Consider the following 20,519-nt stretch of genomic DNA (forward strand, 5'->3'; position numbering starts at 1 on the left):
TTTTCAGCCTCTCGCAAACCCTGCTCGATGAAGCTTCCCACCTGGCCACAGGCTTTGAAAATCTTGCAGGCGGGCGTGATCTGGACACTATCGGCGGCTACGTATTGGGCTTGCTGGCACTGACCTCGATCATCCTCATCGGTTTGGTCATGGTGCGCGAGACCAACCGCCAATTGCGTGAAACCGCCGAGAAGAACGAGCGCAACCAGAACGCGATCATGCGCCTGCTGGATGAGATCGAAGACCTCGCCGACGGCGACCTGACGGTCACGGCCTCGGTGACCGAAGACTTCACCGGGACCATCGCCGACTCCATTAACTATTCCGTGGACCAACTGCGTGATTTGGTCGCGACGATCAACCTGACCGCCGGCCAGGTCGCCGCCGCCGTGCAGGAAACCCAGGCGACCGCCATGCACCTGGCGCAGGCCTCCGAGCATCAGGCGCAGCAAATCTCCGACGCCTCCACGGCGATCAACGACATGGTGCACTCCATCGACCAGGTCTCGGCGAACGCGGCCGAGTCTTCGGCGGTGGCCGAGCGTTCGGTGGAGATCGCCAACAAAGGCAACGAAGTGGTGCACAACACCATTCATGGCATGGACAACATTCGCGAACAGATTCAGGACACGGCCAAACGCATCAAGCGCCTCGGCGAGTCTTCGCAGGAAATCGGCGACATCGTCAGCCTGATCGATGACATTGCCGACCAGACCAACATCCTCGCCCTCAACGCCGCGATTCAGGCATCGATGGCCGGTGATGCCGGACGTGGTTTTGCCGTGGTCGCCGATGAAGTTCAGCGCCTGGCCGAGCGCTCATCCGCCGCCACGCGGCAGATCGAAACGCTGGTGCGGGCGATTCAGACCGACACCAACGAAGCGGTTATTTCCATGGAGCAGACCACCACCGAAGTGGTGCGCGGCGCGCGTCTGGCGCAGGATGCCGGGGTGGCCCTGGAAGAAATCGAAGGCGTGTCGAAAACCCTCGCGGCGTTGATCCAGAGTATCTCCAACGCGGCGCAACAACAGACGTCGTCGGCCGGTCAGATTTCCCTGACGATGAATGTGATCCAGCAGATCACCACGCAGACTTCGTCGGGCTCAACCGCCACGGCTGACAGCATTGGTAATCTGGCGAAGATGGCCAGCGAGCTGCGGCGGTCGGTGTCCGGTTTCACTTTGCCGGTCGCGGATAAAACGTGAAGCGCCTGCAGGCGCATGTTTTTTCGAATAGAGCAGTGATGTGGAGCAGTTATGGGTGATCGGCACGACTATGTGGCCCTCGAGTGGGTCAAAGGCGAGATTGCCGAAACGCTGAAAGTCGCTCATCAAGCGATCGAGACGCTGCTGGATGACCCGCAGGCGACGCACGCACTGGATGAGTGTCTGGCGTGCGTCCATCAGGTCCACGGCGCTCTGCACATGGTCGAGTTTTACGGCGCGGCGCTGCTCGCCGAGGAAATGGAACACCTGACTCGCGCCCTGCTGGGCAATCGTGTCAGTCACCGCGACGAAGCCATCCACCTGCTGATGCAGGCTTTGGGGCAACTGCCGATTTACCTCGACCGTGTGCAAGGCGCACGGCGCGACTTGCCGCTGGTGGTGCTGCCACTGATCAATGATCTGCGCAGCGCCCGCGGCGACAGCTTGCTGTCGGAGACCAGCCTGTTCACACCACAATTGCCAGACGTGCCGCCCCTGGATGAAGAATCGCTGGCGCTGCTGGAGCCGGCGGATCTGCCGAGCGTGTTGCGCAAATTACGGCAGATGTTGCAGATGGCGCTCGTCGGATTACTCCGCGAACAGGATAGCGACACTAATCTCGGTTATTTAAGCAAAGTATTCTCACGCCTCGAAGCCCTGTGCGCCAACGCGCCATTGAGCCCGCTGTGGCAAGTGGCGTCGGCGCTGGTCGAAGGCATGCGCGGCGGCTCGATCGCCAACAGCCCGGCCTTGCGCAGCCTGTTCAAGGACGCCGACAAAGAACTCAAGCGCCTGCTCGAACAGGGCATGCGCGGCATCAATCAACCGGCACCGCCGGAGCTGCTCAAGAGCTTGCTGTTTTATATTGCCAAAGCCGAACACCCCACCGGGCAGATGCTGACCATGAAAGATCGCTACGCACTGGACGATGCGCTGCCTGACAGCGCAATGGTCGATGAAGAACGCGCGCGGCTCGCCGGGCCCGACCGCGATGCCATGCGCTCGGTGCTCGCTGCCCTGTGCGAAGAATTGGTGCGGGTCAAGGAACGCCTCGACCTGTTCGTGCGCAGCGACCGTCAGCATGCGTCGGACCTCGACAGCCTGCTCGCTCCGCTGCGGCAGATCGCCGACACCCTGGCCGTGCTCGGTTTCGGCCAGCCACGCAAGGTCATCATCGATCAACTGGCCGTGGTCCTGAGCCTCGCCCAAGGCCAGCGCGAACCCAACGATGCGATCCTGATGGACGTCGCCGGAGCCTTGCTTTACGTCGAGGCGACGCTGTCCGGCATGGTCGGCACCGTCGAGCCGGAGAGCCAGGAAGAAAGCCGCCTGCCCACCACTGACCTGACGCAGATCCATCAGATTGTGATCAAGGAAGCGCGCATCTGTTTGCAGCAGGCCAAGGACATGATCGTCGAGTACATCGACGCCGACTGGGACCCGCAGCCACTGCAGCCATTGCCGGCGTTGCTCACGCAAGTGCGCGGCGCGCTGGCGATGATCCCGTTGAGCCGTGCGGCGAGCCTGATCGAGACCTGCAACCACTTCATCCGCGAGCATCTTCTGCTCGATCTCGATCAGCCCGGCTGGGAGCAACTCGACAGCCTGGCAGACGCCATTTCCAGTCTCGAATATTACCTGGAGCGCCTCAGCGACGACCCCGAAGCCGCGGGTGATCACCTGCTCGATGTCGCCGAAAAAAGCCTGGCAGCGTTGGGCTATTTTCCCAGTGAACACAATGTGCCGGTGCTTGAGGATGTGCTCAGCCCGAGTGAAGCGCTGGTGATGCAAGACCAGCAGGAACTGGACGATCCCGAGGTTGTGCAGACCCTGGCGCAAGTGCTCGCCAGCCCCGTGTCGACGCTCAACCCGCCGGCGCTGAACACACCGGGCAGCCTGTTGCCGCCGCCAACGGACGAAGCGCCGGTGGATGAGGAGCTGCGCGAAGTCTTCCTCGAAGAAACCGACGAAGTGCTGGAGGCAATTCGTGAATATCTGCCGCGTTGGGTCGCCAGCGTTGGCGACAAGCCTGCGCTGATCGAGTTGCGCCGAGCGTTCCATACGCTCAAGGGCAGCGGCCGAATGGTCCGGGCCCTGGTCCTCGGCGAGTTGGCCTGGGCCGTGGAAAACCTGCTCAATCGTGTGCTCGAAAACAGCGTCGCGCCTGAGCCCGCCGTGCAACAACTGCTGGCCGATGTGCTTGATCGGCTGCCGCAACTGGTCGCGGATTTTGCCGCCAATGCTCAGCGCCAGCGCAACGATGTTGATCAGTTGGCCGCCCGCGCTCACGCGCTCGCCAAGGGGCATCAGCCACTGGCTGACGAGGACGTACAGGATGTCGCCGCCCTCGATCCGCTGCTGCTGGAGATCTTTCGCAACGAGGCCGAAACGCATTTGGCCAGCCTTAACCGTTTTCTCGATCAGGCCGCCGAGCATCTGCCGTTGCAGGCCAGTGACGAATTGCAACGCGCCTTGCACACGCTCAAGGGCAGTGCCTCGATGGCCGGTGTACTGCCGATTGCCGAGCTGGCTACACCGCTCGACCAATTGGCCCGAGAGTACAAGGCGCACCTGATTGCCCTTGACCTCGATGAGGTCGAATTGCTGCTGGAAGCCGAGGGCGTGTTCCGTGTCGGGCTGCGCCAGCTCAAGGTCGATCCGCTGGCCGAAATCCCCGGCGCGCCGTCGTTGATCGCGCGGACTCAGGCGCTGCTCGACGCACGCCTGGAAACACATCTGCGCGCGCCAAGCAGCGCGTTGCGGACCAAACGCGACCCGCAGTTGATCAACAATTTCCTGGCCCAGGGCATGGACATTCTGCTCGACGCCGAAAGCCTGTTGCAGCGCTGGCAGCAGCATCCCGGCGAGCGCCAGGAATTGAGCGCGTTGCTGGACGAACTGACCACCCTCGGCGAAGGCGCGCACCTGGCGGATCTGCAGCCGGTGGACGAACTCTGTGAAGCCTTGCTCGACCTGTATGGCGCGGTCGAAGAAAGCAGCCTGGCGGTCAGCGAGCGGTTTTTCCATGAAGCTCAAAGCGCCCACGAGGCGCTGATCAACATGCTCGATCAGCTGGCCGCCGGCCAGGAAGTCAGCGCGCAACCGCAACGCACGCGAGCGCTGCGCGAACTGCTCGATGAGGGACTTGATCCCTCGGCGACGGGGCTAATTCGCAGCGACGGCAGCCGCACCCTGAGCATTCGCGAACTGGGCAGCGCCACCGCAGAACTCGCGCAGAGTGCTGTAGGAGCCGGCTTGCTGGCGATGGGCGATAACGATGACGCGTCTTCATTGGAAAAACATGGCGCCTACGAGACCATCGCCAGCAAGCCGGCTCCTACAGGGGGACGTGCAGTCGAGCTGGACGACGAGATCGTCTCGATCTTCCTCGAAGAGGCGGTAGATATTCTCGAAAGCGCTGGCCAGGCTTTGCAGCGCTGGCTCGGCGACCCGGACAATGCCGCGCCGCTGTTGTCGTTGCAGCGTGATTTGCACACCCTCAAGGGCGGTGCGCGAATGGCCGAGGTCGAGCCGGTCGGTGATCTCGCCCATGAGCTGGAAAGCCTTTACGAGGGACTCGTCGATCGCCGCTACAACCACAGCGAAGCCTTGGCGCAACTGCTGCAACTCAGCCATGACCGGCTCGCGCAGCTGCTGGAACAGTTGCAGAACCACGCGCCTATGGCTGATCAGCACGAGCTGATCGAGGCGATCCGCGAATTTCGTCAGGGCAACATCATCACCGCGGAAACTGCCGAGCCGGCCGGCACCGATGACTCGCCCGGGCACGACCCGGAGCTGCTCGAGATCTTCCTCGAGGAAGGTTTCGACATCATCGAAAACTCCGGCGCCGCACTGTTGCGCTGGCAGGCCGAACCGTCCAGTCGACAGGAAATCGAAACCCTGCTGCGCGACCTGCATACCCTCAAGGGCGGCGCGCGGATGGTCGAAATCACGCCGATTGGCGACCTCGCGCACGAGCTGGAATTTCTCTACGAAGGTTTGTCCGCCGGCAGCCTGCAACCGTCACCCGCGTTAATTGCGCTGTTGCAGAGCTGCCACGACCGACTCGCGCAAATGCTCGACGCCGTCCGCGCCGAGCAACCACCGCTGCCTGCGGATCAGTTGATCGAGGCGATCAGGAATTTCAGCCAGCGGGTTGAGCCGCAAATTGTCGCGCCGCTCGCAGCGGCGAAAGTGGAAACCCCTTCTCCATCAGCCGATGCCGGCGCGGACATGGTCAAGGTCTCCGCAGAACTGCTCGATGATCTGGTCAATCTCGCCGGGGAAACCTCGATCTTCCGTGGCCGCATCGAACAACAGGTCAACGATGCGCAAGTTGCCCTTAACGAAATGGAAACCACCATCGAACGCATGCGTGATCAGTTGCGCAGGCTCGACACGGAAACTCAAGGGCGCATTCTCAGCCGCCAGCACGCCGATGCCGAACGTTCGGGCTACGAGGAATTCGATCCGCTGGAAATGGACCGGCATTCGCAGTTGCAGCAATTGTCCCGCGCGTTGTTCGAATCCGCCTCTGACTTGCTCGACCTCAAGGAAACCTTAGACCGGCGCAATCAGGATGCGGAAAACCTGCTGCAACAGCAGGGCCGCATCAACACTGAGTTGCAGGAAGGCTTGATGCGCACGCGGATGGTGCCGTTCGAGCGGATGCTGCCGCGCTTAAAGCGCATCGTCCGCCAGGTCTCCAGCGAACTGGGCAAGGACGTGGCATTTGTCGTTGGCAACGCTGAAGGCGAGATGGACCGCAATGTGCTCGAGCGCATGGCCGCGCCGCTGGAACACATGCTGCGCAACGCCGTAGATCATGGTCTGGAAGCCGCCGATGTGCGGGTGGCGGCGGGGAAGCCGGCCCAGGGCCGGATCACCCTGGACCTGTTGCGCGAAGGCGGCGACATCATTTTCGACATTCGTGACGATGGTGCCGGTGTGCCGCTGGATGCGGTGCGGCGCAAGGCGATCAAGCGGGGTTTGCTCGAGCCTGACAGCGACATAAGTGACCGCGACGTGCTGCAGTTCATCCTGCGGCCGGGCTTTTCCACCGCCGAAAAAATCACCCAGATTTCCGGTCGCGGCGTGGGAATGGACGTCGTCCACGAAGAGGTGCGGCAACTCGGCGGCAGCATGAGCATTGACTCGGTGCCGGGGCAGGGCGTGCACTTTCGCATCCGCCTGCCGTTTACCGTTTCAGTCAATCGCGCGTTGATGGTGCAATGCGCTGAGGATCAATACGCGATCCCGCTGAACACTATCGACGGTATCGTGCGGGTGCTGCCCAATGAACTGGAAGGGCATTACCGGCTCGATCCACCGACCTACCAATACGCCGGGCAGCACTATGAATTGTGTTATTTGGGTGAACTGCTGAAAACCAGTACGCGCCCGAAACTGTCAGGCCAGAGCCAGCCGTTGCCGGTGTTGCTGGTGCAGTGCAACGAGCGCCACATTGCCGTGCAGGTCGACGCGATGGCCGGCACCCGCGAGATTGTGGTGAAGAGTCTGGGCCCGCAGTTTGCGGCGGTGCAAGGTTTGTCCGGGGCGACGATCCTGGGCGATGGCCGGGTAGTGCTGATTCTCGACCTGCTGGCGCCGATTCGGGCGATGCAGGCGCGGCTGCCGCAACTGCCGCGGGCTCACAACGTCGAGGTCGAAGCGCACAAGCCATTGCTGGTGCTGGTGGTCGACGACTCGGTCACTGTACGCAAGGTTACCAGCCGTTTGCTTGAACGTCACGGCATGAACGTGCTGACCGCCAAGGACGGCGTTGACGCCATGTTGGTGCTTGAAGAGCATCTGCCCGACCTGATGCTGCTGGACATCGAGATGCCGCGCATGGACGGTTTCGAGGTGGCCACGCAAGTGCGCGCCGACGAGCGCTTGCAGCATCTGCCGATCATCATGATCACTTCGCGCACTGGGCAGAAACACCGCGACCGTGCCATGGCCATCGGCGTCAACGATTACCTCGGCAAGCCGTATCAGGAATCGGTGCTGCTCGACAGCATCGCCTTGTGGAGCAAGTCCCATGCTTGAACATCGCTCCAGCCAACTGACCGGATTGTTACTGCCCTTGGCGGACCGCAACCTGATCCTGCCCAACGTGGCCGTCGCCGAGTTGATCGACTATCAGCCTGCGGCGTTCGATCTCGATACGCCGCCGTGGTACCTGGGGCGGGTAACGTGGCGCAATCGGCAGATTCCGCTGCTGAGTTTCGAATCGGCATGCGGCAGCAGAATCGTTATCGGCGAACGCGCGCGGATCGTCATCCTCAATGCCCTCGGCGGGCGCCCGGAACTGAAGTTCATCGCGTTGCTGGTGCAGGGCATTCCGCGGTCGTACAAGCTCGACAGCCAGTTGAGCTATGTGGATGTGCCGCTGTGTGCGCTGGAGCAGGCGGCGGTGCAGGTCGGCGAGCAGGTGGCCAAAGTCCCGGATTTGCTGGCGCTGGAGGCGTTGTTGGTGAGTGCGGGGTTGGTGTGATGGGCGCCGTTGCGCCTGATGTTCTCGCACAGTTAGTCGTGTCAGTGCTAATGCCCCCAGAGACTTGATAAGTCCTATAAAGGGACCTATCGTTCCCTTTTTGGGACTGGAAGGGCTTGGCCATGATCCATTACTCTCTGAGTGATGCTTTATTCACCACCACTCAGCAAAAGGTATTGGGGCTCTTGTTTGGGAAACCGGATCAAAGCTTCTATACCAACGAAATTGCGCGCTGGGCACAAGTGGGGAAGGGCAGTCTCATCAGAGAGCTTGATCGCCTGCAACGCTCAGGCGTCCTTGTCATTTCACGGGTAGGCAACCAGACACACTACCAAGTCAATGCTCACTGCCCGATTTACGCCGAACTCCTCAGTATCGTGCAAAAAACCGTAGGCATCGCCGAGCCTCTACGGCATGCGTTGCAGCCTTTCTCGGAGAAATTGAGCTGGGCGTTTGTCTACGGCTCGATCGCGAAAAGTCAGGCAAACGCATTCAGTGACATAGATCTCATGCTGATCGGCGATGGCCTGCACTACAGTGACGTGATGGAGCGGCTGATGCCTTTGGAAGAGCAGTTGAGCCGCACCCTGAATCCGACGCTTTACACCCCTGATGACTGGATCGCAAAGCTGAAGGCTGAAAACAGTTTTGTCGTGCGAGTCGCTCAGCAGGAAAAAATCAATCTGATGGGTGAAAACCCTTTGGAGTCCAAGGATGGGCAGCAACGAGAATCTGGAAAATCTCTTACGTAGTGGCGGATTAAAGTTTGAGCCGCCGGACAGGAAGGAGTGTGAAGGGCTGCTGCGTTCTGCAGCGGACCGATTGGATGATGCACAAACTAGGTCTCTCTCGTTCGCGAGCCGTTTCGACCTCGCTTACAACGCTGCCCATGCACTTGCGCTAACGTCTCTACGCCTGTGCGGCTACCGCTCGGACAAGCGATATCTGGTGTTCCAATGCCTGGCTCATACCGCTGATATTGGCAAAGTGCAGGTACGTCTGTTCGCCTTGTGCCACGAGCGAAGAAACCTTGCGGAGTACGAAGGTTACATGGATGAAGATCCGGCGTTGTTGGACCAGTTACTGGACAGTACTGTGCAATTGATGGAGCGCGTGCAGCGTCAGATGTTGCGGCTGTGATGCAACCATTACCCTGACCGTAATGATCCGCCTCCCAGCTTGATTGATGCCCCGATCCAACACTCCTAAGGTGACCCCCACACAGCGAACCCCGTGGAGTGGTCATGACAACAACAATAACCCCCGACTCGCGATGGACCCGGCGGCGCAGCGAGAAGCAGCGGCGACTGGCGTTGGTCAAAGGGCTGGCCGACGGCGTGGTGCTGCCCACCGACAACATCCTTGCCGCACTGGAAGCGTTGATCTTGCCCGGCGACCGAGTGGTGCTGGAGGGTAACAATCAGAAGCAGGCGGATTTCCTCTCCCGCTCGCTGGCCAAAGCCGATCCGGCCAAGCTGCATGACCTGCACATGATCATGCCCAGTGTCGGTCGCTCCGAGCACCTGGATCTGTTTGAACGCGGCATCGCCCGCAAGCTCGATTTCTCTTTCGCCGGCACCCAAAGCCTGCGCATCAGCCAATTGCTTGAAGACGGTCTGCTGGAAATCGGCGCGATCCATACCTACATCGAGCTGTACGCGCGGTTGGTAGTGGACCTGATTCCCAATGTCGTGCTTTCAGCCGGTTTCATGGCGGACCGCGCCGGCAATATCTACACCGGCCCGAGCACCGAAGACACGCCGGCGTTGATTGAACCGGCGGCCTTCAGCGATGGCATCGTCATCGTTCAGGTTAACCAGCTTGTGGACGACGTCACTGACCTGCCGCGCGTGGACATTCCGGCGTCCTGGGTCGATTTCGTGGTGGTGGCCGACAAGCCGTTCTACATCGAACCGTTGTTCACTCGCGACCCACGGCACATCAAGCCGGTGCACGTATTGATGGCGATGATGGCGATTCGCGGAATCTACGAAAAACACAACGTCCAATCCCTGAACCACGGCATCGGTTTCAACACCGCCGCCATCGAACTGATCCTGCCGACCTACGGCGAATCCCTCGGCCTGAAGGGCAAAATTTGCCGCAACTGGACCCTCAATCCGCACCCGACCCTGATTCCGGCGATTGAAAGCGGCTGGGTCGAAAGCGTGCATTGTTTCGGCACCGAACTGGGCATGGAAAATTACATCGCCGCCCGGCCGGATGTGTTCTTTACCGGTCGTGACGGCTCGCTGCGGTCCAACCGGATGTTCAGCCAACTCGCCGGGCAGTACGCGGTGGACCTGTTCATCGGCGCGACGCTGCAGGTCGACGGCGACGGCCATTCCTCAACTGTTACCCGTGGCCGTATTGCCGGTTTCGGTGGTGCGCCAAACATGGGCCACGATCCGCGCGGTCGTCGTCACGGCACTCCGGCATGGCTCGACATGCGCCACGGCGATGCGCCGGAGCCCTTGCTCGAACGCGGCAAAAAACTCGTGGTGCAAATGGTTGAGACCTTCCAGGAGGGCGGTAAACCGACCTTTGTCGAAACCCTCGACGCGGTCGAGGTGGCGAGGAAAAGCGGCATGCCGCTGGCACCGATCATGATCTACGGCGACGACGTCACGCACCTGCTGACCGAGGAAGGCATCGCCTATCTGTACAAGGCGCGCTCGCTGGAAGAACGTCAGGCGATGATCGCGGCCGTCGCCGGGGTCACCGTCATTGGCTTGCGCCACAACCCGAAAGACACCGCGCGTATGCGTCGCGAAGGCTTGATCGCATTGCCCGAAGACCTCGGCATCCGTCGCACCGACGCCACCCGTGAGCTGCTCGCGGCGAAAAGCGTGGCCGATCTGGTCGAGTGGTCCGGTGGCCTGTACAACCCGCCTGCCAAATTCAGGAGTTGGTAATGCACGCATTCAACCTGCAAACCCAACCTGTGTCGCTGGCCGAACGGCTGGCGGATCTCGCGGTGGACGCGTTGATCGACGAGGCGGATCTGTCGCCGAAACCGGCGCTGGTAGACCGTCGCGGCAATGGCGCGCATACCGATCTGCACTTGGGGCTGATGCACGCCTCGGCACTGTCGTTGTGGCCGGCGTTCAAGCAAATGGCAGACGCGGCCATTGCTTTTGGCGAAGTCGGATTACCGCTGCGTGAAGCTGTCGGCCGGATTGGCAGGGAAGGCGAATTAGCGATGCTCGCCACCACGGGCGGGGTGAATACCCATCGTGGCGCAATTTGGGCATTGGGTTTGTTGGTCACTGCTGCAGCGCTCGACTGCTCGAATAACACGGCAGGAGCCGTGGCGTTGCGTGCCGCCCGATTGGCGCTATTGGGCGACCGCAATGCCCCGCGTCCTCTGAGCCACGGCGCGCAAGTCGCCCGGCGCTACGGCGCGCGCGGTGCTCGTGAAGAAGCCCAGCTCGGTTTCCCCGCCGTGATCCAGCGCGCGTTGCCGCAACTCAGAAGCAGCCGCGCCGCCGGTCAGGGCGAACAGAACGCCCGACTCGATGCGTTACTGGCGATCATGACCCAACTGGCCGACACCTGTGTGCTCTACCGCGCCGGTGAACAGGGCCTGCGCACGATGCAACTGGGCGCCCGGGCCGTACTCGACGCGGGTGGCAGTGCCAGCCTTGCCGGTCGCCGCCGCTTGCATGAACTGGACGAACAATTGATCGCGTTGAATGCGTCGCCCGGCGGTGCTGCGGACTTACTCGCCGCCTGCCTGTTTCTCGACCGCATCGAGTCGGCTGACAGCCTCAATCAGGGAGCATTTTGATGGAAACCTTGTCCTTTGAATTCCCCGCCGGGCAGCCGCCCCGTGGCCGCACGCTGGTGGGCTGCGTCGGCTCGGGCGATCTGGAAGTGCTGATCGAACCGGGTCAGGCCGGCAAGCTGACCATTACCGTGCAGACCTCGGTCAATGGCAGCGAACAGCGCTGGCAGCATCTGTTTACGCGGATGTTCGACGGGCAGACGCCGCCGGCGATGGCCATTGATATCCACGATTTCGGTGCGACGCCCGGTGTGGTGCGCCTGCGTCTGGAACAAGGCTTTGAGGAGATCGGCCATGACTGACAGCGCGGCGTTGTTAAACAAACACAGCTTCGTCGAACTCGGCGCGCGGCAACGGGCGAAAGCCTTGCTCGACGCAGGTACTTTCCGTGAGTTGCTCGACCCGTTTCAGCGCGTCATGTCGCCATGGCTGGCCCTTCAAGGTGTGGTGCCGCAAGCGGATGACGGCGTGGTGATCGGCAAGGGCAGTATTGGTGGGTTGCCGGTGGTGATTGCTGCCATCGAAGGTGCCTTCCAGGGCGGCAGCCTCGGTGAAGTCGGCGGGGCGAAAATCGCCGGTGCGCTGGAGCTCGCCGCCGAAGATAACCGCAACGGCATTGCGACGCGCGCCGTGTTGCTCCTGGAAACCGGCGGCGTGCGCTTGCAGGAAGCCAACCTCGGGCTGGCAGCGATCGCCGACATCCATGCGGCAATTGTCGATCTGCGTCAGTACCAACCGGTCATCGGCGTGGTTGCCGGCAGCGTCGGCTGCTTTGGCGGCATGTCGATTGCCGCCGGATTGTGTAGTTACTTGCTGGTGACGCGGGAGGCGCGCCTGGGTCTGAACGGTCCGCAGGTTATCGAGCAGGAGGCGGGTCTTGAGGAATACGATTCCCGCGACCGCCCTTTTATCTGGAGCCTGACCGGTGGGGAACAACGTTTTGCCAGCGGCTTGGTGGATCGATATGTCGCCGATGATGTGGAGCAGATTCAGCAGCAGGTCAGTGAGCTGCTCAAGCAAGGTTTGCCTGAGCAACAGCGCAGTCGTCAGGCGGCGCATTACCTGGAACGCCTGGCGCGTCTCGACGCTGAGCCGCAAATCGAGCCGGCGATGGTCCGCGATCTATATCAAGGAGAGCGCTCATGAGTTCGTATTCCCTGAGAGGTTTGCACTGGTTCAACGCATTGAGTGCGGGTGGAAAACCGGTGAACGGTTTGCCGGCTTCGCTGAGGGTCGCGGACGCAGTGCTGGGTGATCAGTCGGCCCGTTTTATTGCCGTGGTGGCGGATCCCGAAAATCGTTTCGTCCGCGCCCGCAACGGCGAGGTCGGTTTGCTCGAAGGCTGGGGATTGGCCAAAGCGGTCGATGAGGTGATCGCGGCGGACGCTGACAACTCTCACAAGCGCGCCTTGATCGCCATCGTCGATGTGCCGAGCCAGGCCTACGGTCGCCGCGAAGAAGCCCTCGGCATCCATCAGGCCTTGGCGGCTGCGGCGGACAGTTACGCCCGCGCGCGTTTGGCCGGGCATGCGGTGATTGGCCTGCTGGTGGGCAAGGCAATGTCCGGGGCGTTTCTGGCTCACGGGTATCAGGCGAATCGATTGATTGCGTTGCGCGATCCGGGCGTGATGGTGCATGCGATGGGCAAGGCGTCGGCGGCGCGGGTGACTTTGCGTAGCGTCGAAGAGCTCGAAGCGCTGGCGGCCAGTGTGCCGCCCATGGCGTATGACATCGACAGTTATGCCAGCCTCGGCTTGCTCTGGGAGACGCTCTCGGTGGAGCAGATCGAGCAGCCGACCACGGCTGACCTGACTCGGGTGAAGGAATGCCTGGGCCTTGCGATCAGTGATGTTGCGGTCAAAGGTCGTGACTTGAGCGGCCGTTTGGGCGCCAACAATCGCGCGGCATCGAGCCAGGTTCGCCAACTGCTGAGAGCGCAGTGGTGAACACTTTTCTCGCCCACGACCTGCTCTGGGGCATGACCCCGGCGCTGTTGCCGGCAGATGCGCCGGAGTGGGCGATCGAGTCGATCAGCGCCGGTCAGCCGGTGGTGGTTCGGCGCGCGCTGAGTGCATCCGGCCACATCGCTGTGGGCGTGCGTGGGCGCTTGCGTGAACAGCGCTATGCAACGGTGATGAGGGTCGATTCGGTCAAGCGATGCGTCAGGCCGGAAGAGCTTTGTCATGCTGTCATTGCTCGGGATTTGCCGGTGACGCGTGCCCTCCATCAGCTGCGGCCGATGCTCGATGGTTGCGGTTGGGTCTGGGGCGTCAGCGGCAGCGCCGGGTTCGAGTTGGCCAGTGGGTTTGCCGCCTTGCACGAGGGCAGCGATCTCGATTTGATCCTGCGTACGCCGCAACCGCTGGCACGTGCTGGGGCCCGGCAACTGCTGAGGATCCTGGACACGGCGGAGTGTGCTGTGGACCTGCAGTTGCAAACGCCGTTCGGTGCCGTCGCCCTGCGGGAATGGGCCGGATCTGCGCGCCGCGTCTTGCTGAAAAATGCCCGCGAAGCCTGTCTGGTCACCGATCCGTGGAATCCGCAGGAGCACGCAGCGTGAGCAGTTTGCTGGTGTTTCCGGGCCAGGGCGCGCAGCGGCCGGGCATGCTTCAGTGTCTGCCTCGGGAAACAGTGACTGAGGCCAGTGACGTGCTGGGTGAAGACGCATTGCTCCTCGATTCTACCGAAGCGTTGAAGTCGACGCGGGCGGTTCAACTCTGCCTGCTGATTGCCGGTGTCGCGGCGTCCCGCGAGTTACGCACGACGCCGGATTACGTCGCTGGATTATCCATCGGTGCCTATCCGGCGGCGGTGGTGGCCGGGGCCCTGGACTTCAGCGCTGCGCTGCGTCTGGTCAGCCTTCGCGGTGAATTGATGCAACAGGCGTATCCGCAGGGCTACGGCATGACGGCGATCATCGGCCTGGATCTGGCGACCGTGGAACATTTGCTCGCGCAGGTTCACAGCGACGCAACGCCGGTGTATCTGGCCAATATCAACGCCGACACCCAGGTGGTAATTGCCGGCAGCGACGAAGCAATGAAAGCGGTCGCCGGTTTGGCGAAAAGCCAAGGCGCAGGTCTGGCGAAACGACTGGCGGTCAGCGTGCCATCGCACTGTCCGCTGTTGGATGAGCCGGCAGAAAAACTGGCGCAAGCCTTCGCCAATGTCCCGCTGAAGACGCCGACATTGGGTTATCTGAGCGGCAGCCGCGCTCGCCCCGTCATAGATATAGAAGCGCTGCGCGATGACCTGGCGTTCAACATGTGCCGCGTCGTCGATTGGCGCGGCACCGTGCAAAGCGCCTACGAGCGCGGCGTGCGTCTGCAGATCGAACTGCCGCCCGGCGCGGTGCTGACCGGGCTGGCGCGCCGGGTGTTCGAGCAGGGCACCGTGATTGCCTTCGACGGTGCGCGGCTCGACACCCTGCAAGCGCTGTTGCGTGAGGAGGGAAGCCGCCAACTCTAAACTCCGACTCAGGCCTTCGAACAACAAAAACAACATTCGACGATGCACTTTGAGGACTACAACAATGATTATTTACGGTGTGGCATTTCTCGCCTTTTGTACCCTGGCCGGTATTTTTATTGGCGAACTGCTCGGCAAGCTGATTGGCGTGCCGGCGAACGTGGGTGGCGTCGGTATTGCGATGTTGCTGCTGATCGGGCTTGGCAGCTATCTCTACAAGACCGGCTGGCTCAAAGGCAAGACCGAGCAGGGCGTGGAGTTCTGGAGTGCGATTTACATCCCGATCGTGGTCGCCATGGCTGCGCAGCAAAACGTTTATGGAGCGCTCAAGGGTGGGCCGATGGCGATCCTGGCCGGTACGGTGGCCGTGGTCATTGCCTTCGCGTTGGTGCCGGTGCTGGTGCGCATTGGCAACAAGGCGCCAGAAACCGTCACTCCACCAAACACAATCGGGTGATCGCCATGTACGAATCGTTGATGAAGGTGATTACCGGGTACGGATTGATCAGTGGGTTTGCCATTGTCGGCGTCACCATGTGGGTGTCCTACTGGATTTCCAACACATTCACCAAAGGCCGCCTGCACGGCTCGGCCATCGCCATTCTGCTCGGCCTGCTGCTTTCTTACGTCGGGGGTGCGCTGACCGGTGGGCAAAAAGGTGTGGTCGACATTCCGCTGCTCTCGGGCATCGGCCTGCTCGGCGGCGCCATGTTGCGTGACTTCGCGATCGTCGCCACGGCCTTCGGTGTGAGTGTCGATGAACTCAAACGCGCTGGCCTCGTCGGGGTGCTGGCGCTGTTCGTCGGCGTCGGCACGTCATTCATCGCGGGCGTCTCGGTGGCCATGGCGTTTGGTTATACCGATGCGGTCAGCCTGACCACCATTGGCGCGGGCGCCGTGACCTACATCGTCGGGCCGGTGACAGGCGCGGCCATTGGTGCCAGTTCGGAAGTCATGGCGCTGTCGATTGCGGCGGGGCTGATCAAGGCGATTCTGGTAATGGTGATGACGCCATTCGTGGCGCCCATGATCGGGTTGAACAATCCGCGCAGCGCGGTGATCTTCGGTGGGTTGATGGGCACCTCCAGCGGCGTGGCCGGCGGATTGGCGGCGACGGATCCGAAACTGGTGCCCTATGGTTGCCTGACCGCAGCGTTCTACACCGCGCTCGGCTGCCTGCTCGGGCCTTCGCTGCTGTACCTGATCATGCGCGGGTTGATCGGGTAGGTCTCGACCGGGCGGGGGCCTTCGCGGGCAAGCCCGCTCCCACATTGGAATGCGTTCCCCTGTGGGAGCAAGCTTGCTCGCGAAGGGCGCGACACGGTCTCAGGCCTGTCGATTGGCATACATCCGACATTCCGCCAAAAGCGCCAACAGATTCGGATCACGCTCCTTGGCCTTCAGAAACACCACGCCAATGTGCTGCTGCAATCGATACTTTTCCTGCAGTGGAATCAGCTTCACGCGGTTTTCATACACCGCCGCAATCCGCCCTGGCAGCAACGCATAACCCACCCCGGAACTGACCATGCTCAGCAGGGTGAAGATGTCGTTGACCTGCATCGCCACCTTCGGTTCGAATCCCGCCTGCTTGAATACTCGATTGCCATCCTGGTGCGTGGCGAAGCCTTGGGTCAGGGTAATGAACGTCTCGTCGCGGACTTCGGCAAGATCGACTTCAGAGCGTTGAGCAAACCTGGAATCTGCTGGCGTGGCGAGGAAGATGTCATCGGAGAACAGCGGAATCTGCTCGCAGTCCGGGTCGTTGACGCTGTCGTTCAGCGACACCAGAATCGCGTCGACTTCCATGTTCCTGAGCTTGTACAGCAAATCGAAATTCGAGCCGAGGATCAGATCGATGTTGAGTTCGCTGCGGCGGATTTTCAGGCCCATGATCAGCTGCGGCACGGTCTTCACTGTCAGCGAATACAACGAGCCCAACTTGAAGCGTTCTGCGGAGAAGCCAGCCGCTTCGCGGGTCAGACGCACGCTTTCGACCACGTCCTGGATCAGCTTTTGCGCCCGTTCTTCCAGCACGTAGGCGCTTTCCAGTGGCGTGAGGTTGCGGCCTTCGTGCTTGAACAGTGGACACCGCAGGGCGCTTTCAAGGGAATGGATTGCCCGGTGCACGCTGACGTTGCTGGTCTGCAATTCGGCGGCGGCGCGGGCGAGATTGCCGGTGCGCATGAAGGCGAGGAACACCTCGAGTTTTTTCAGGGTCAACTCTTCGTCGATCAACATGGGTGTGACTCTTATTCGAATGACTCGATTGTGCACGCATACGATGTTATGTAGCAGCTATGTAGGGAGCTGCCTCGTGAAACGAGGCTGCGATCTTTGGATCTTGAATAAATCGCAGCCTCGTTTCACTCGACGGCTCCTACGGTTTGCGCGATTTTGCAGTAAATTTTGAGGTGAGTAATACATGTATCACGGGGAAAAACTGAACGCCTGGACGCATTTGGTCGGGGCGGTGGCGGCGACGATCGGCGCGGTGTGGATGCTGGTGATCGCCAGCATGGATGGCAGCCCGTGGAAAATCGTCAGCGTGCCGATTTACGGGTTTACCTTGATGGTGCTCTACAGCGCTTCGACCGTTTACCACAGCGTGCGCGGGCGCAGAAAAGCCATCATGCAAAAGGTCGATCACTTTTCGATTTACCTGCTGATTGCCGGCAGCTATACGCCGTTCTGCCTGGTGACCTTGCGCGGGCCGTGGGGCTGGACGTTGTTCGGAATTGTGTGGGGGTTGGCGCTGATCGGCATCCTGCAGGAGATCAAGCCGCGGTCGGAGGCGCGAGTGCTGTCGATCGTGATTTATGCGGTGATGGGCTGGATCGTGTTGATCGCAGTCAAGCCGCTGCTGGCGGCGCTGGGCAGCACCGGTTTCGCGTGGCTGGCGTCGGGCGGTATTTTGTACACGGTGGGGATCATCTTTTTTGCCCTGGACCACCGGTTGCGGCATGCGCACGGGATATGGCATTTGTTTGTCATCGCCGGGAGCGTGCTGCACTTTGTGGCGATTCTGTTTTATGTTTTGTGAATAGAAGATCAAAAGATCGCAGCCTGCGGCAGCTCCTACATGGATCGCATTCCCCCGTAGGAGCTGCCGCAGGCTGCGATCTTTTAATTTAGAAATCCCCCCAAAGCTGCTGGGCAACCGCCAACGCCACCACCGGCGCGGTTTCGGTGCGCAATACTCGCGGCCCAAGGCGGGCGGCATGGAAACCAGCGCCCTTGGCCTGATCGACCTCGGCGTCGGTCAGGCCGCCTTCAGGCCCGATCAAAAATGCCAGCGTTGCCGGTTTTGCATGACTCACCAACGGCTCTGCCACCGGGTGCAGCACCAGCTTCAACTCGGCTTCAGTCTGCTTCAACCAGTCCGCCAGCAGCAGCGGCGGATGAATCACCGGCACGCGCGACCGCCCGCATTGTTCGCAGGCGCTGATCGCCACCTGGCGCCAGTGCATCAGACGTTTGTCGGCGCGTTCGTCCTTGAGGCGGACTTCGCAGCGATCGCTGAAGATCGGGGTGATTTCGTTGACGCCCAACTCCGTGGCCTTTTGAATCGCCCAGTCCATCCGTTCGCCACGGGACAGGCCCTGGCCAAGGTGAATCTGCAGCGGCGACTCGACTTGCCCGGCGAAGCTTTCATCAATCTGCACGACGACGCGTTTCTTGCCGACCTCAGCCAGCGTCGCGCGAAACTCGTTGCCCGAGCCGTCGAATAATTGCACGGCATCGCCCTCGGCCATGCGCAGCACGCGGCTGATGTAATGGGCCTGGGCTTCGGGCAATTCGTGTTCGCCAGTGCTCAGGGGGGCGTCGATAAAAAAGCGGGACAGTCTCATGCTGGGTCTCTACTGAATTGATCGTTCCCACGCTCTGCGTGGGAATGCCTCACCGGACGCTCTGCGTCCGCTTTTGGGACGCGGAGCGTCCCGGGCTGCATTCCCACGCCGAGCGTGGGAACGAGCACTCTACAATCAGCCCGGATCACGGAAGCCAGGATGAAAATTTTCCGGCACCGAAACACTGACACCCTTACGGGTCGCAATATCGATCCCTTCGCTGGCCACTTCAGCCAGAAAATCGATCTGCTGCGGCGTGATCACATAAGGCGGCAGGAAATACACCACGCTGCCCAACGGCCTCAGCAAGGCGCCACGCTCCAGTGCATGCTGAAAAACCTTCAGGCCACGGCGTTCCTGCCACGGATAGGCTTCTTTTGTCGCCTTGTCCTTGACCATCTCGATGGCCAGCACCATGCCGGTCTGACGCACTTCCGCCACGTTCGGGTGATCGGCGAGGTGCGCGGTCGAGGTCGCCATGCGCTGGGCAAGGGCCTTGTTGTTTTCGATCACATTGTCTTCTTCGAAAATATCCAGCGTCGCCAGCGCCGCCGCGCACGCCAGCGGATTGCCGGTGTAACTGTGCGAATGCAGAAAGGCGCGCAGGGTCGGGTAGTCGTCGTAGAACGCGCTGTACACATCTTCCGTGGTGACGCACGCCGCCAGCGGCAAATAACCACCGGTCAGGGCCTTGGACAAACACAGGAAATCGGGACGGATACCCGCCTGTTCACACGCGAACATGCTTCCGGTGCGGCCAAAGCCCACGGCGATTTCATCGTGGATCAGGTGCACGCCGTAACGGTCGCAGGCTTCGCGCAGCAGCTTCAGATATACCGGATGATACATGCGCATGCCGCCGGCGCCCTGGATCAACGGTTCGACAATCACCGCCGCCACTGTGTCGTGATTCTCGGCCAGGGTCTGCTCCATCACGGCGAACAGGTTGCGCGAGTGTTCTTCCCAGCTCATGCCTTGGGGGCGCAAATAGCAATCGGGGCTTGGCACCTTGATCGTATCGAGCAGCAACGCTTTGTAGGTTTCGGTGAACAGCGGCACGTCGCCTACCGACATCGCCGCCATGGTTTCACCGTGATAGCTGTTGGTCAGTGTGACGAAGCGCTTCTTGTTCGGCTGGCCGCGATTGAGCCAGTAGTGAAAGCTCATTTTCAGCGCGACTTCGATGCAGGACGAACCGTTATCGGCGTAGAAACACCGGGTCAGGCCCTCCGGCGTCATCTTCACCAGACGCTCAGACAGTTCGATCACCGGCTGATGGCTGAAACCGGCGAGGATCACGTGCTCCAGTTGATCGACCTGATCCTTGATGCGCTGGTTGATCCGCGGATTGGCATGGCCGAACACGTTGACCCACCAGGAGCTGACCGCGTCTAGATAGCGCTTGCCCTCGAAATCTTCAAGCCATACGCCTTCACCGCGTTTGATCGGGATCAGCGGCAGTTGCTCATGGTCTTTCATCTGGGTGCAGGGATGCCACAGCACCGCGAGGTCGCGTTGCATCCACTGATTGTTCAAGCCCATGTTCTGTCTCCTCGAGGCGATCCGCGCCGGGCGCGGCCATGCAGTCGCGCAAGCCTATGCAATGCGTCGCCCGGGAACAACCTATTGTATTGAACGAACTACTTTGAACAGGCCGATAGACGTTGCTGGCGGCCATTTGATGGCTGACGTATTCTTCGCTGCTC

Annotated in this window: 18 protein-coding genes; 15 read left to right on the forward strand and 3 right to left on the reverse strand. The window is 61.1% G+C overall.

Annotation, left to right across the window (positions count from 1 at the left end; genetic code table 11):
• From DU29_RS0119835 to madM, 14 genes are all read left to right on the forward strand, one after another.
• A partial coding sequence (locus DU29_RS0119835; RefSeq protein ID WP_028623252.1) for a methyl-accepting chemotaxis protein occupies positions 1-1,205 on the forward strand: 1,205 nt, incomplete at its 5' end.
• Positions 1,206-1,256: 51 nt separating this feature from the next.
• On the forward strand, positions 1,257-7,259 hold the full coding sequence (locus DU29_RS0119840; protein WP_028623253.1) for an Hpt domain-containing protein: 6,003 nt from the start codon (positions 1,257-1,259) through the stop codon (positions 7,257-7,259).
• Entirely contained in the window at positions 7,252-7,707 is a 456-nt protein-coding gene (locus DU29_RS0119845) for a chemotaxis protein CheW (RefSeq protein WP_028623254.1), read from the forward strand. The genes DU29_RS0119840 and DU29_RS0119845 overlap by 8 nt, the downstream gene beginning before the upstream one ends.
• A gap of 122 nt (positions 7,708-7,829) precedes the next feature.
• Entirely contained in the window at positions 7,830-8,459 is a 630-nt protein-coding gene (locus tag DU29_RS0119850; protein WP_028623255.1) for a nucleotidyltransferase domain-containing protein, read from the forward strand.
• Positions 8,422-8,847: a hypothetical protein gene (locus DU29_RS0119855; RefSeq protein ID WP_028623256.1), complete on the forward strand. Its 426-nt coding sequence runs from the start codon at positions 8,422-8,424 to the stop codon at positions 8,845-8,847. The genes DU29_RS0119850 and DU29_RS0119855 overlap by 38 nt, the downstream gene beginning before the upstream one ends.
• A 104-nt stretch (positions 8,848-8,951) precedes the next feature.
• Positions 8,952-10,622 carry a malonate decarboxylase subunit alpha gene (gene mdcA / locus DU29_RS0119860; RefSeq protein ID WP_028623257.1) on the forward strand — a complete coding sequence of 557 codons (1,671 nt, stop codon included), beginning with the start codon at positions 8,952-8,954 and terminating at the stop codon, positions 10,620-10,622.
• Positions 10,622-11,497 carry a triphosphoribosyl-dephospho-CoA synthase gene (locus DU29_RS0119865; protein WP_028623258.1) on the forward strand — a complete coding sequence of 292 codons (876 nt, stop codon included), beginning with the start codon at positions 10,622-10,624 and terminating at the stop codon, positions 11,495-11,497. The genes mdcA and DU29_RS0119865 overlap by 1 nt, the downstream gene beginning before the upstream one ends.
• Positions 11,497-11,796 (forward strand): malonate decarboxylase subunit delta, encoded by a 300-nt coding sequence (locus DU29_RS0119870; protein ID WP_028623259.1) that lies wholly within the window; start codon positions 11,497-11,499, stop codon positions 11,794-11,796. The genes DU29_RS0119865 and DU29_RS0119870 overlap by 1 nt, the downstream gene beginning before the upstream one ends.
• The gene (locus DU29_RS0119875) at positions 11,789-12,640 is read left to right on the forward strand and encodes a biotin-independent malonate decarboxylase subunit beta (protein ID WP_028623260.1); all 852 of its coding nucleotides are present in this window, start codon (positions 11,789-11,791) and stop codon (positions 12,638-12,640) included. Before DU29_RS0119870 ends, DU29_RS0119875 begins: the two co-directional genes overlap by 8 nt.
• A complete protein-coding gene (gene mdcE / locus DU29_RS0119880) occupies positions 12,637-13,440 on the forward strand; it encodes a biotin-independent malonate decarboxylase subunit gamma (protein ID WP_028623261.1) in 804 nt (267 codons plus the stop codon). The genes DU29_RS0119875 and mdcE overlap by 4 nt, the downstream gene beginning before the upstream one ends.
• The gene (locus DU29_RS0119885) at positions 13,434-14,054 is read left to right on the forward strand and encodes a malonate decarboxylase holo-ACP synthase (protein ID WP_028623262.1); all 621 of its coding nucleotides are present in this window, start codon (positions 13,434-13,436) and stop codon (positions 14,052-14,054) included. Before mdcE ends, DU29_RS0119885 begins: the two co-directional genes overlap by 7 nt.
• On the forward strand, positions 14,051-14,962 hold the full coding sequence (gene mdcH / locus DU29_RS0119890) for a malonate decarboxylase subunit epsilon (RefSeq protein WP_028623263.1): 912 nt from the start codon (positions 14,051-14,053) through the stop codon (positions 14,960-14,962). The genes DU29_RS0119885 and mdcH overlap by 4 nt, the downstream gene beginning before the upstream one ends.
• Positions 14,963-15,026: 64 nt before the next feature.
• Positions 15,027-15,419 carry a malonate transporter subunit MadL gene (madL, locus tag DU29_RS0119895; protein ID WP_028623264.1) on the forward strand — a complete coding sequence of 131 codons (393 nt, stop codon included), beginning with the start codon at positions 15,027-15,029 and terminating at the stop codon, positions 15,417-15,419.
• 5 nt (positions 15,420-15,424) lie between these two features.
• Positions 15,425-16,189: a malonate transporter subunit MadM gene (madM, locus tag DU29_RS0119900; protein WP_028623265.1), complete on the forward strand. Its 765-nt coding sequence runs from the start codon at positions 15,425-15,427 to the stop codon at positions 16,187-16,189.
• A 99-nt stretch (positions 16,190-16,288) separates the two neighbouring features.
• Here the strand turns inward: madM and DU29_RS0119905 are convergent, their stop codons facing one another.
• Positions 16,289-17,203, reverse strand: a complete 915-nt coding sequence (locus DU29_RS0119905) for a LysR family transcriptional regulator (protein WP_028623266.1) — start codon at positions 17,201-17,203, stop codon at positions 16,289-16,291.
• Between the two features lie 184 nt (positions 17,204-17,387).
• Between DU29_RS0119905 and trhA the strand changes: the two genes are divergently transcribed.
• Positions 17,388-18,005, forward strand: a complete 618-nt coding sequence (gene trhA / locus DU29_RS0119910; RefSeq protein ID WP_028623267.1) for a PAQR family membrane homeostasis protein TrhA — start codon at positions 17,388-17,390, stop codon at positions 18,003-18,005.
• An 88-nt stretch (positions 18,006-18,093) separates the two neighbouring features.
• Here trhA and DU29_RS0119915 read toward each other — a convergent pair whose 3' ends face one another.
• Positions 18,094-18,813: a 16S rRNA (uracil(1498)-N(3))-methyltransferase gene (locus tag DU29_RS0119915; protein WP_028623268.1), complete on the reverse strand. Its 720-nt coding sequence runs from the start codon at positions 18,811-18,813 to the stop codon at positions 18,094-18,096.
• Between the two features lie 135 nt (positions 18,814-18,948).
• Complete coding sequence (locus DU29_RS0119920; protein WP_028623269.1) at positions 18,949-20,355, reverse strand: adenosylmethionine--8-amino-7-oxononanoate transaminase; 1,407 nt, start codon at positions 20,353-20,355, stop codon at positions 18,949-18,951.
• Positions 20,356-20,519 lie beyond the last annotated feature (164 nt).

Source organism: Pseudomonas sp. Ant30-3, from assembly GCF_000690905.1.
Taxonomy (GTDB): Bacteria; Pseudomonadota; Gammaproteobacteria; order Pseudomonadales; family Pseudomonadaceae; genus Aquipseudomonas.